At 37.7% G+C, this 13,546-nt stretch carries 11 protein-coding genes and 2 pseudogenes; 1 reads left to right on the top strand and 12 read right to left on the bottom strand.

The features are described from left to right. The first annotated feature begins 71 nt into the window (after window positions 1–71). Window positions 72–404 (top strand): hypothetical protein, encoded by a 333-nt coding sequence (locus ACZ43M_RS11915; protein ID WP_464507621.1) that lies wholly within the window; start codon window positions 72–74, stop codon window positions 402–404. Between the two features lie 994 nt (window positions 405–1,398). Here the strand turns inward: ACZ43M_RS11915 and ACZ43M_RS11910 are convergent. From ACZ43M_RS11910 to ACZ43M_RS11855, 12 genes and pseudogenes are all read right to left on the bottom strand, one after another. Further along, window positions 1,399–1,845 (bottom strand): annotated as a pseudogene (locus ACZ43M_RS11910) (JAB domain-containing protein). Between the two features lie 294 nt (window positions 1,846–2,139). Further along, window positions 2,140–2,340, bottom strand: coding sequence for a YjfB family protein (locus ACZ43M_RS11905; RefSeq protein WP_464507620.1), 201 nt, complete (start codon window positions 2,338–2,340; stop codon window positions 2,140–2,142). Between the two features lie 354 nt (window positions 2,341–2,694). Next, window positions 2,695–3,228 (bottom strand): annotated as a pseudogene (locus tag ACZ43M_RS11900) (flagellin); the annotation flags it as partial. Window positions 3,229–3,325: 97 nt separating this feature from the next. Next, window positions 3,326–4,195, bottom strand: coding sequence for a tyrosine-type recombinase/integrase (locus ACZ43M_RS11895; RefSeq protein ID WP_464507619.1), 870 nt, complete (start codon window positions 4,193–4,195; stop codon window positions 3,326–3,328). Between the two features lie 265 nt (window positions 4,196–4,460). Continuing rightward, entirely contained in the window at window positions 4,461–4,763 is a 303-nt protein-coding gene (locus ACZ43M_RS11890) for a hypothetical protein (protein WP_464507618.1), read from the bottom strand. 14 nt (window positions 4,764–4,777) lie between these two features. Then, the gene (locus ACZ43M_RS11885) at window positions 4,778–5,230 is read right to left on the bottom strand and encodes a JAB domain-containing protein (RefSeq protein WP_464507617.1); all 453 of its coding nucleotides are present in this window, start codon (window positions 5,228–5,230) and stop codon (window positions 4,778–4,780) included. Between the two features lie 175 nt (window positions 5,231–5,405). After that, on the bottom strand, window positions 5,406–6,173 hold the full coding sequence (locus ACZ43M_RS11880; RefSeq protein WP_464507616.1) for a hypothetical protein: 768 nt from the start codon (window positions 6,171–6,173) through the stop codon (window positions 5,406–5,408). A gap of 462 nt (window positions 6,174–6,635) precedes the next feature. Beyond that, the gene (locus ACZ43M_RS11875) at window positions 6,636–8,450 is read right to left on the bottom strand and encodes a flagellin N-terminal helical domain-containing protein (protein ID WP_464507615.1); all 1,815 of its coding nucleotides are present in this window, start codon (window positions 8,448–8,450) and stop codon (window positions 6,636–6,638) included. An 80-nt stretch (window positions 8,451–8,530) separates the two neighbouring features. Further along, a complete protein-coding gene (locus ACZ43M_RS11870; protein ID WP_464507614.1) occupies window positions 8,531–8,881 on the bottom strand; it encodes a carbon storage regulator in 351 nt (116 codons plus the stop codon). A gap of 322 nt (window positions 8,882–9,203) precedes the next feature. Beyond that, on the bottom strand, window positions 9,204–10,754 hold the full coding sequence (fliD, locus tag ACZ43M_RS11865; protein WP_464507613.1) for a flagellar filament capping protein FliD: 1,551 nt from the start codon (window positions 10,752–10,754) through the stop codon (window positions 9,204–9,206). A 137-nt stretch (window positions 10,755–10,891) separates the two neighbouring features. Next, entirely contained in the window at window positions 10,892–12,649 is a 1,758-nt protein-coding gene (locus ACZ43M_RS11860) for a methyl-accepting chemotaxis protein (RefSeq protein ID WP_464507612.1), read from the bottom strand. Window positions 12,650–12,665: 16 nt separating this feature from the next. Beyond that, window positions 12,666–13,523 carry a flagellar hook-basal body protein gene (locus ACZ43M_RS11855; protein ID WP_464507611.1) on the bottom strand — a complete coding sequence of 286 codons (858 nt, stop codon included), beginning with the start codon at window positions 13,521–13,523 and terminating at the stop codon, window positions 12,666–12,668. Window positions 13,524–13,546 lie beyond the last annotated feature (23 nt).

The raw sequence follows: 13,546 nt of genomic DNA, 5'->3' as shown, positions 1-13,546 counted from the left end.
GTATTTGTTCACAAAATATCATGAATGCGCTAAAACAGAAACGTACGTTCTAATAATATAGAGATGATCCTGTGTTTACCGAGCTAACAGAAATACAAATAAATATACTTGTCGCCTGTAATATCGGGAATGGTGAGCTTACAATACTTTACATGGGAAGCAGAAGAAAAAATAGCATTTTATGCGAACATTATGGCGAAAACCAAAAAGAATATCGCGAGTGGAAAGCATACTTAATGGCGGACCTGTTTTATTTAACACCAATTAGTAATACATTGCGTTCAAAATCAGACCCTTTATTTACAAAACTGTTAAAAATATTTTATAACTCTAAAGGGGGGGAAATTATTCCTCATTCTCTTTTGCACTATTGCAAACTTCCATATTTTTTAGCCGTAATATAGATGGATGATGGTTCCTTATCCATCTCTCATCGTGTAGATCATAATACCAAGCAAATATTCTTAACCCCATATATATCATTATAAAAAAATTACACTCCTGAAGATTTAATCCTACTTAAAGATTACATCAATAATACCTACAGTTTAATTTTACATTTACCAAGATGGAAAGATGGGCATAAAACTATTTTGCGTACAACCTCTGTCAATGAGACAATTGCCTTTTTAAACCTAATCACGGAAATTTAACGAAGTTGCCCCTGTATGTTTTATAAGACTAATTGGGAATATCGCATAAAAATGGAAAGGGGAAAATGGAGGAAGGTGTATCCTGACCATAAAATAGTAGCAACTAGTTCAGATCGATATTCAAGTTACTCAAAAGAGGAAATTGCAAGGGTAATTAACTATAAAGAAAAATGGTTTCAACATAAAGAAATTGCTAATTTACTCGGCAGAAGTTATTGGTCGATCGTTTACAAATTAAGAGAGTTGAGAAGAAAGAATTTATTATAATATAAAAGAGGCTTTGAATCCAAAGCCTCCTTTAGTGTTATTAACGAAGAAGTTGGAAGAACTCCTTGTGGTTGTTGGTTGGCTTGCTTTGTCACTATGCCTTTCGGTCACTGAATAGACTATATCTTCATCCATGTTTTTCATGGAGCTGGGACTTCGAACAGCTTTTGCTGCCCTACAAGATTCATAGTCATAGAATTTACCTTAGACCGTTTTCTCTAGTCATTGAACCTTCTCCCGAGTTTCCTCACAGGAGCTTGGCTGCTGATTATCCATTGGTTCATTCGCATCATTTTCAAACCATCACACTGACCGTTTCAAGTTACGTTTTGGTTGACGAGGCTTTAAGAAGTTCCAGCAATTCACCCAGTTATCCTCTTATCCGTAACCAGATAAGACGCCCTTCTAATCAATTATTTCAAAAGTTGCAATACTCCTTGAGGCATTTGATTTGATTGAGCGTTATCTTTCCCCCCCTTTATAAGTATCCTTTTTCCTTCATGGAAACGTACTCTCCATCACCCAGTACAATATGGTCAAGAACGTCTATGCCAATGATTTTACCTGCTTCTACTAATCTTTTAGTCACCTCTACATCTTCCTTGCTTTCAGCACTTTTGCCGGTCGGATGATTGTGCCCGACAAGGATTGAAGCAGCATTAATTAAAATAGCAGGCTTGAAGCACTCCCTTGGATGTACTATGCTTGCGTTTAGACTTGTGACAGATGTTGATGGCTGTCGGCTGATTCTTTGTGTCCAAACAAACAACGATAAAGTATTCCCTATCCACATCTCCTAAGAACTGCTTCAACATTGGTAGCTATCTTCTGGACTACGAACACAACGATTCTTGTAAAGCATGCTCGATTCCTCCACTAGCTTTAGACTAACAATGTTTACACGTTTTGCTGATTGATTTTTCATGATTACGATTCCTCCTAAAAATAGAAATAGCCCCTACCCCGAAGATTGAGGTAGAGGCTTAGATCACTTGTTTCCTGAACACCTTGTATCCATGGAACAAAAGTACATTCTATGATTATAATATATATCTGAATACTCAATAGTTACTGGTTAGACTTAGAGAATGCGCTTCGCCATTCCTCACCTTTCAGTACATTAGCTGCCCAAGTGGACTTTCGGGGCACATTCAATTTTCCCCATTTGCCCCAAAAGAAAAAGAGCAACCCACAGTCCAGGCTACTCCCAAAATTACCTTCACACTTTCAAATCAATACTTCCACCTAAATGTGGCTGTGCTCCGTGTTGAATTGCCGCTGAGTCATTTGTACTCATCAGCTTCTGAATGGCTCCTCCTTGCTGTTTGGCATCTCCCATTGCCATTTTCATGACCGATAGAGAAGCTTGTTGCTCGACTTGTCCTTGGTTTAATACAATTGATGTTAGTGCTACATCCACGAAAAACACCACCTTTTCCTTCTAATGAACAACAGAATGTAACTCCTCCTGTAGAGAATGAACTTCACATTTCAATTCATTTAATTAACTATTCAATTCGTCAATTATCCACGAAGTAAGCTCAGTTCAAGAACATATTCAGCTATTCTTTTCATTTCGTAAAGCTTCATTTCTATCTCTTCTAAGATACCATCCTGTTTCTTACACCATTCCAGTTGTTCTTCCAGAAAGAAAATTTTTCCGCTCTTGTTCCTCTTTATCCATCTAGTTAATCTCCTGTCAAACAGCTTCTTTACTCTTTTAATAAAAAGAGACCCTAGTAATAGTCTAGAGTCCCTTTCAATTAATCTAAAATTAACGAAGAAGTTGTAGAACTCCTTGTGGCTGTTGATTAGCTTGAGCTAACATTGCTTGTGCTGCTTGAGAAAGAATAGAATTCTTCGTTTGGTTCATCATTTCTTTCGCCATATCTACGTCACGGATACGAGATTCCGCAGCAGTTAGGTTTTATGAAGATGTGTTCAAGTTGTTGATTGTATGCTCTAAACGGTTTTGGTTTGCACCAAATTTAGCACGCTCGTTTGAAACACTTGCAATTGCATGATCGATAACTGTAATTGCTGCAGACACAGTTTCATGAGAAGATACATCTAGTGCATACTCATCCTTTGTATTTGATGTACCATCAGTGGAACCAGCAGTACTTACAAATTTAGCATTGGCAGATTTTGCAATTTCATCTGCAGTTACTCCTGATCCGCTAAGTGCCGCACTACCGCCACCTGCCCCGTTCGCAACTCCCAAAGCTTTTGACCGCATATCATTTATATCAATACTGAAGCTTTGAGATGAGTTGGCACCTACTTGTAGTTTAATAGCATTTGATCCAAGGCCGTTAACTGCATCATGAACTTTTACATCAATGTTATTAGCTGCATCTCCAGCCGTTGAAGCTTGTAATCTGACAGACTGTTTTCCACCGCCCTTATAGTAGATTGACCGCATCCATCTTCTCTTGCTTGGTCGTTTGTATGTAAAACTTTGCCGTCATATTTACTGTTGAATGTCCTGCCAACTTGCTTACAGTCGTAAGGTCAACACCTTTTTTCAAAAGCCTTGTGCAAAAGATATGACGAAACAAATGGGGATGCAATTTGAACCCTAGTTCTATTGAAATCTTTGCTAACCAATCCCTCACTGCGTCACGATACATTTTTTCTGCCCGCTGGCTCACTAACAAATAGTCGCTATGGCTGAAATTAGACTCAGAACGCTCTTCCTTCATGTAACCCCTTACTAATGGAAGCACATCTTGTCTAAGCCCGATTTCACGTCTCTTACCGCCTTTGCCAATCACCGCCAATTGATTCGTCAAAAAATCAATGTCTACAATCTTGATTGAAACTAATTCGCTAACCCGTACACCCGTATAAAGCAACAAATATACTATCAGCTTGTTACGAGTGCTAACCTTCTTGCCGTTTTCAACATAAAAAAGCAATTGTTCCACCTGTTCATCAGAAAGTGCATCTACATTATCCTCACTTCCAGCAGCAATATTGATTTTATCCCGCTTTAACTGAATAAACGATTCGCTTAGAACTCCTTTGGTTCTTAGAAAATCATTGTAAACCTTTAGGCTATTAATCTTCTTGTTGATGGTTGAAACGGCATAGCCCTCCTTCATCAGATGTTCCTTGTACCTGACAAATGAGAAGCGGGATAGGACTGGAACATCATTCAGTTTTTCTTGCAAATATGATTGGAACCCTTTGACATCGTTCACATACGACTCGATTGTTTTGGCTGCTTTCCCCTCTGTAAAGAGCCATTGACTAAACTCTGCTATTTCCACGATTGATTCTCCTCCATAAATGAAAAAAGGCTATTGATGTACTCATTCATACACCAATAGCCCTTTACGTTTTCTTTGTACTCATTTTCCAGTTCCCTTTCTTAACCGCTCACGACAGTTATATAATAATGTCGGCTGTTTTTTCATCTAAAAAGCATTCCAATTCTTTGCCGTTCATGTATTCTGCTAAATATGATTTGAATCCTTTTAGTTTTGTCGTAAGTTTGCTGAAAGAAATGTCGTGAGATTTACTTGGTAGTTTGTTTTAATCCACATACAACTCGCATGAAATTCGTTCTCCATTCTTAATCCATACCTCGTACAGCCTCCTTCTAGTTCCTTCCTCCAGTAGATAGCCAGTAATCCACTCATACCCTTCATCATCCACATACGACAGTGTTTCAATAAGTAATGGGTCAGGGAGCTTTTCTAAGTGTTCCGCTAGGATGAGCAAATCATCTATTTCTTCATGATAGAAATCATAAGCTTCATAGCCTATATCCTCTCTTTTGACTTCAATATTAAACGTCTTTTTCATTGTTTCTGCAAACCAGTCCAAATATATCATCACTTCCACTCCTTTCAAATGTATCCCTTTTCTTTGAGAGAAACATACTCCCCATCACCCAACACGATATGGTCAAGAACGTCAATGCCTATGATTTTACCTGCTTCAACTAATCTTTTAGTTACCTCTACATCTTCCCTGCTTTCAGTGCTTTTGCCACTGGGATGGTTGTATCCGACAAGGATTGAAGCAGCATTACTCAAAATGGCAGGCTTGAAGCATTCCCTTGGATGTACAATGCTTGCGTTCAGGCTTCCAATGTGGCAAATGTTGATAGCTGTTGGCTGATTCTTTGTGTCCAAACAAACAACGACAAAATATTCCCTATCCACGTCACCTAAGAACTGCTTCAATAATTGATAGTCATCTTCAGGACTTCGTACACAACGATTCTTGTAAAGAATACTCGATTCCTTCACCAGCTTTAGGCTAACAATGTTTACACGTTTTGCAGATTGATTTTTCATGATTACATTTCCTCCTCCAAAATAGAAAAAGGACTTCCCTCCGAAGAGAGAAGCCCCATTTTGATGAACATGAAGTTCATTATTATGATATATGCTTATTTTTTCTATCAATTCGATTAATGATAAAAATAGCCCTTCTGAATAACCGTAAATAAATATTACGAACATCAAATACTTATTTATCCCTTATCAAGTAAAAAGCACAATTAAACAGTAGTCTTGAAAAATAAGAAACCACTTGTTCTGGTTTATTTGGTATTCTTGTTAAATAGTTTTCTTGTATGTCCTTCCATTTATCACCCATTATTTCTGAAGCTATAATTAACAATTCCTCTCCCAACTTTATAAAATCTTCTTTATTTGCAAGATAATCTTCTTTTCTCAACTCATTTAATAATATCTGTGTGATTTTTTTACTATTTTTTACCTGTATCTTCTTAGGGGTTGAACAGAAGTATCCAATACTTGAATGCGGTTGAAAAACAACATTATGCTCGTTATTGTCGGTTAAGCTACCTATTGCCGATGGACGAACAAATACACTATTACTTGCTACTGAACTTGTAAAAAAGGCGGCATTAATTTCGGTTACCTTATTAAATGCTGGTGCTACATAAAAAACGTTTCTTCGACTTCGTTCTAGTTGTAAAAGAAGGTCATGTTGATTTGACCTTGATGGAGGACGAATAGCAAAACGATAATATGGTGCATTATATACATTCCACTCCTTAGAGCTACTATTTTTCATATATTCACTTAATTTGAATTGCAGAAATAAGGGGTATCCCGAAAATTCTATTCCTACATCATACCCTCCACCTGCCCTTCCTTCCTCTATTAATGATGGAAAGACTGGTGCTACTGGAACGATACGAGGTGATATGTTAATCAACTCATGGGTTAATGCAAAACCGTATGTAAACTCCGAAAAATCGGCAATCATTTTATCACCTCCTGTTTATATTACGTATTAAAACAGACAAAAAGAAAGAGACCCTAGCAAAACTAGAGTCCCTTCCATAAATCTAAAATTAACGAAGAAGTTGTAGAACTCCTTGTGGTTGTTGGTTCGCTTGCTTTGCGACTGTATCTTTCGATTACAGAATAGACTATATCTTCATCCATGTTTTTTCATGGAGCCGGGCACTTCGAACAGCATTTGCTGCCCTACGAGATTCATAGTCATAGCTTTCGCCTTAGACCGTTTTCTCTAGTCGTTGAACCTTCTCCAGAGTTTCCTCATAGGAGCTTGGCTGCTGATTATCCATTGTTCCATCTTTATCATTTTCACACCATCACGCTTACCGTTTCCAGTTACGTTGTGGTTGATGAAGCTTTAGGAAGTTCCAGCAATTCACCCAGTTATCCTCTAGCTCGTTACCAAGCTAGACGCCCTTCTTATCAATTATCTCAAGAGTTGTAATACTCCTTGAGGCATTTGATTGGATTGAGCCAACATTGCTTGCGCTGCTTGTGCAAGAATTGAGTTCTTAGTTTGGTTCATCATTTCTTTCGCCATATCAACGTCACGGATACGAGATTCCGCTGCTGTTAGGTTTTCAGATGATGTGTTTAAGTTATTGATTGTGTGGTCTAAACGGTTTTGGTATGCACCAAGTTGAGAACGTTGAGCCGATACAGATTGAATTGCATTGTCTAAAACTTCAATAGCTGCTGTAGCTGATTCATGAGTTGATACGTCTAGGGCATATTCTACTGCATCGTTGTTTGTTCCGTTAGTCACATTAGTTGTAGCCGTGAATTTTGCACCAGATACAGCTGAATTTGAGCCACCAGAAATAGTACCCGAAATATTTAGTGCTTGTGCACGCATATCTTGAATATCCATTTGGAAACTTTGTCCGTTATTAGCACCAATTTGGAATTTAGTAGTAAATGTTCCACCTACTGCATCTTTACCATCGGAAATACCACCTAATAATGTTGCAGCATAGTCTCCAGAAATCTTTACAGAAGGTGTTGAACCGTCCTCTGGAATTGCACCTGAACCAGTGAATACAAGCTTATCTGTACTTTTGCTTGCAACGACTTTGGAGGAGATATCGACAGTATTTCCGTCTTTATCTACAGCGGTTTCTAATGCTTTATTTAAGGTAACCACCATTCCATCCAAATCATTACTTGAACCTAAACCACTGGTTTCTTTTATTGATGCATCATTTAAGGTTACTGAATATGTTTCACCATTAACCGTTACATCAAATTTTTTGCCCTGAGCTGTATCAGCATTAATTTGGTTTGCACCTGTACCAAATGCTGTAGCTTCATCTATTTTGTTTCCAGTAACAATTGCAGCAGTTCCATTTGAACCTGTTATGGTATCACCAGCATCAAAATCCATTGTTGCTGGTAATCCAAGTTCACCTAGCAAGCTAGAAGCTTCTGCTGCAGTTGCTGCTGCTCCATCTGATGCTTTAACTATACTGATATTAGAAGCATCGCCAGTTCCTTTCGCAGTAATTGTAACAACACCATTTTCTGTAACATTTACATCTGCAAATTCACTTAATGCAACACCTAATTCATCTGTTTTCAAACTTTCTAAAGCTGCTTTTAATCCTGCAGCTGTTCCATCTGCTTTTGTTAGTGCATCTGCATTATAAGCATCATTGTCTACATCTAAAGAGAAAGTTGCACCATTGATTTTTAAAGCAAAGTCTCCTTTGGTTAAGCTAAAATTACCTCCAGCTACAGCATCTGGGTTAACAGATTGTAAAACTGCTCCACGTGCTGCCGTACCTTTAGCTTCATTACTTCCTAGAGCTGTTTTATTTGCACCGGCACCACCATCAAGCAACTTTTGTGTGTTAAACTCAGTAGTGTTACCAATTCGGTTGACTTCAGAAGTCAATTGGTTAATTTCTTTTTGAATTTCACCTCGGTCAGATTCTGTGTTTGTTCCGTTAGCTGCTTGAGTAGCTAGTTCTTTCATACGTTGAAGGATGTCATGCGTCTCATTCAATGCTCCTTCAGCTGTTTGAATCATAGAAATACCATCTTGTGCATTTTTTGATGCTTGGTCTAATCCACGGATTTGTCCACGCATTTTTTCAGAAATTGCTAGACCCGCAGCATCGTCTCCAGCTTTGTTAATCCGAAGACCTGAAGACAATTTCTCCATTGATTTCCCTTGAGCATTTGAAGCACTATTCAACTGACGATGTGTGTTAAGTGCTGCAATGTTGTGGTTAATACGCATAATTTAAATTCCTCCTATTTATTTTTAATTGGCAGGGATTGTACCCTTAAAAATGATTTATAATAAACCCTGTGGGTCTACTAACAGCAATTATGGACTATTTGTTTTTTAGATTGGCTTCGATTCCAAGTGAGTTCTTCACGGCAGATGTTTACTTCCTTTGGTGCATCGATTGCGAAACGGATCAATCCGGATTCGGTTTGGAGGAGCGACATCTTTATTGAATCGCCGATATGTAAGATTTCTCCAATAACCTTAACCCTTTTTTTATAATTCCTCATAAATTTCGCATTCGGTTTCTTTCTGGTAATAGTAACTCCTTTTGGTGCATCTATGACTAACCGAAGTTGTAGTCCATCATGTAGGATAGTAACTTTTACAAGATCATCGATGATCACTGATTGCCCTACTTCTCTTCCGATTATGAGCACGTTACACTCCTCCATGTTGTTTCATTTTTTATTATCGGGAGATAACTAGAAATGTTTAGCGTATTTTCTAAATTGTGTTGTACAAGGAATACCTTGGTATTTTATATTATCGGAAGATTATCATTCTTGTTTAATACTTCTAAGCAACTTTTATTTAATCCTCCAATAACCCTTGTTATATAACTTTATCGGTGTTACCCAAAATTTGTTTAGAGAATATTTGAATTTTTTTCTGTAAAAAATCCTTACTTTGTTTGTCAAACAAAAAACACCACCTATCTTAACGATAAACGGTGCTTCTTGTATTTATAATTGAGAAAAATTACATTCCAAGTTGTTGTGATAGCCATGAACTCTGTGAATTAAGCTGAGATAAAGCCTTTTCCATTGCGGTGAACTGTTTCCACAAGCGGTTTTCATAAGCATTTATCTTATCTTGTTCTCTGTAAATATTGGTATCTAGCGATTTAATTTGTTTTGCCATATAACTTTTTGTATCTACTGTGGCACTTGGAGCCCCAGCAATCGAGCTTAGATCAGTCAAAGTTACATTTAACCGTTCATAAATTCTCCAGCCAAAGCCACTTTTATCATGCATATTTTTGTCAGTAACTGTTGTTGACTTTTCCGCTTCACCCGTTCCCTTATTGGAAAATAATTTCTTAATATCTTCCAAATTTGTCTGCAGAAGCCCCTTCAGTTTTTCTTCATTTAATTCTAATTTTCCGTTATCTCGATAACTTGAAGAGAAAGAAATGCCAATATCCTTAAGAGAATTAAATTCCTCGGGAACTCCTCCTACCGGGGTAGAAAGTGAATTCCTCATTTCGGCAAGAAAGGAACTAATTGTAGAATCAGTGGATAGCAGGCCGCTTTTTGCCTTCTCCTCCCAAAGCTTAATATCGTTTTCTTTCATATCCTTTTTTTGTTCATCCAATAATGGAGGATAATCACGATATTTCTTTTCAGTGAGCCTTCCATTCAAATCTGCTATCAGATCATTGTATTTGTCGACAAAAGTTTTAATGCTATTAAAAACCGCATCAGTATCATTTGTAGTAGCAATTGTGACTGAACCGCTTTCCATCGCGGACTTAATTTCAAATGTAACACCATCATAGGTGATCTTATTTGAATCAGAGCGAAACTCCAGTCCATTAATTTTCATACTTGCCTTTTCAGCATTGGTTCCCTTAACTATGGATACATCATATGTACCCCAAGAGGCAGTACCAGTAGATCCGGCTTGTATTTTTAAAGCTTCAAGCACACTCTGATCGCCGCCAATTGAAATATCTGCTGGTCCTGTAGTGCTATTTGTAAAGGTTAGAGATTTTTCCGTTGATGAATAAGAAGCAACTTTAGCCTGAGACAGTTTATCCAATACTGATGCAACCGTATCTTCTGTACTAAATTCATAATGGGTACTATTGATTATTAATGATATTTTTCCATCATTATTATCATCTGTTAGTTCGCTAAGTTTTTTTGATGCATCTAAATCTAAACCACCATTTAAAAAGAACTTTACGGAAGTCGCTTTTGCTGGAGTGGCTGGTTGAATGTCAGTTATTTCATAGGAAGATTGTGTCGGTGTACCACTTACCGTGGCCGAAACAACACTGTCTTGGGAAGAGCTAACAGTTTGTTTATTAAAAGTAGACTGCAATCGTAAATCCCTCATTGCTTTATGGAACTCATCGACCTTTTTGTTAACGTCACGATAGGCATCGGTTTTCCATGAAGCTAATGTTTTCGATTGTTGCATTTTATTTAATCGGCTGCTTTGAGCTTTTACAAGGTTTGCGACAATTTCATCAGTATTCATTCCCGAAGCAAGACCTGATATTCGCAATGTATTGTTTGTGATCAAGATATTCACTCTCCTTCACATAAAAAGTCCTTATTTTATTTTATCGGAATTATAATTTTATAGTTTAATTTAATATCAATACTTACAAAAAGCCAAAACTCCCCATCGTTCCAGGGGAGTTTCATATATAAAAGCTTTTAAACTTTAAATCTCCTAATTACTTCCTGCAATTCATCCATCATTCTCGCAAGCGATGATGCTGATGCAGTGATTTCTTCCATCGAGGCCAGCTGCTCCTCTGTTGCGGCGGATGCACTTTGGCTTCCAGCTGCAGATTCCTCGGCTACTGCCGCTGCCATTTTAAAGGATTGGTCCACCTGGACGACGCCTGCAGACATCTGTTCAACTGCAGCAGAAACTTCTTGAATTTGTGCTGACACTTCATTAACTGAACGATGAATTTGTTCAAACGAGTTTCCAGCCGTATTAACGACATTAATTCCTTGAGAAACCTCTTTCGTTGCTTGACCCATGGAATGGATCGCTTTTTCCGTCTCAGCTTGAATCATAGAAATTAATCCAGAAATTTGTTGGGCTGATTTAGCGGATTGTTCTGCGAGTTTACGAACTTCATCTGCCACTACTGCAAACCCTCGGCCATGCTCCCCGGCTCTTGCTGCTTCAATTGCAGCATTCAATGCTAACAGATTGGTTTGACCCGCTATGTCAGTGATAACTTCAACGATCTGCCCGATCTCCTTTGAGCGCTCCCCTAAACTTGCAATTACCTTCGCTAAGCCCTCAACAGTATCGTTAATTGAATTCATTTGTTTAACTGCTGTTTGAACAGCTTGATTTCCTTCTGCTGCTCCTTCGGATGTTTGCATTGCTGATTGGGATACCTGATAGGTATTCATAGCGATCTGCCCAATACCAATTGATATTTCTTCCATGGCAGCTGAGCCTTCCTGTATACCATGAACTTGATTTTCCGCACCACTTGCTACTTCTTGTATTGTCGAAGCGATTTGCTCAATAGCATTAGTGTTTTGTTCGGCACTTGCAGTTAATTCCTCAGATGCAGCAGCAACTTGGTCGGCATTGGAACTGACTTGTAGAATCAGTTGGCGAAGATTACTTGCCATTTGGTTAAAAGCATCGGCTAATTCCCCAAATTCATCACGATTTTTTACGATAATCTTATGACCAGTCAAATCCCCTACCGCTATTTTTTTTGCTCTATCAAGAATCTCAAAAACCGGTTTTGAGATAATCACCCCTAAATACCAAGCAATCGCAAGACCCGCTAAAACAGATAGTATGCCTAAAATTAACTGCATAAAAATGACAGAATCAACATCAGATGATGTTTCTTGCTTTCCATTGTCTAACAGCTTTTGTTGGAAAGTGGTGAACTCAGCGGTTTTTATTTCAAATTCATTTAAATATTTACTTTCATGCATTGAAACTAATTGTATTGCTTCATCAGTTTTACTTTGTTCATTCAATTCATAGACCCGATTAAAGAAAACATTATATTCTCTTTCAATAGTATTTAAATCATTTAGATACCCTTTTGCTTTCGGCTCTTCAAGGCTATCAGCTAAACTTTTACTAATCTTCAGATAATTGCTATGAGCTTCTGAAAAGTCCTTTTTCGACTTTTCGTAACCAAACATTAAATAACTTTTCAGATGTGCCTGTTCATTTTTGATTTCGTAGCTCAATTCTCTTATCAAAATTAATTTCTTAGATTTGTCATCAATAAGTTTACTATATTTTTTTTCAACGTTTAACATCTGAAAATGGCCAAGTGCTATGGTAGCTACTAAGATTACTAGAACAGAAAAAAAGCCAATAAATAATTTCTTTCTAACTGAAATTGTTGAAATTAATTTTTGTAATACTGGTAATTTAGATAACTTAATCTTAAATTTTAATAATCTTGATTTCATATGTATTAACCCCACCCTACTTCAATATTCCATTAGCAATTCCCATCATTTGATCAGCATAGGAAACCGCCCTTGCGTTCATTTGGAAACTTCGCTGTGAGGTCATTAAGTCCGTCATTTCTTTTGTTAGGTCCACATTAGATCCTTCCAAAAAACCTGAAGAAACTCGAATTTCTCCCGTGTTCATTAACCTCGTATAATTAGCGGCCGTTGCCCCATTTGGCAGCACAGCTGTATCAATGATATATTGATTGTCCCCCATGTTCTTTAATAAATGATGATTTTTAATATCTACCATGCCGACCCGCTGTGTTGATAAAAATGATTCCCCTTGACCGTTTTTATTTCTTAACTTAATTTGGCCGGCAGTATCAATATTAACTTCAAATTGTTCGTCAAGTTCAATCGGGCTTCCATTTTGATCAAGTAAAAGCCCACCGTTAGCATCGGCTAAATGATATTTTCCCGGTTTTTCCTGAACAGGACTAAGGTGAAAACTACCATCTCTTGTAAAGTGAATCTCATTTGGTTGACCGCTATTTGATGCAGAATAGGATACCTGAAAATATCCCTTTCCATTGATCATTAAGTCAAAAGGGTTGCCAGTTTCCTGCGCCTGACCTTGTTCCATATCCAGTTGAGTTAGACCTGCCTTCGTGCCATAACTAACTCGCAATCCTTGTGGAGTCAGCCTCCCAGCCTCTTGACCTGCCCGGCCCTGATTATTTATTTGTGAAGCTAAAATTTCCGAAAAGCTTTGGTCTTTCCGTTTAAACCCTACTGTATTCACATTTGCCACGTTATTGGCGGAAGTATCAATCTTTTGTTGATATGCTTGCAAAGCACCGGAAGAAATATATAATGATGTGTTCATTTTCCCTTTCCCCTGTCTTTTAA

This window comes from Neobacillus sp. B24, from assembly GCF_055381825.1.
Note: the sequence above shows the minus strand (reverse complement) of the source record. Positions and strands in the feature narration are given on the sequence as shown.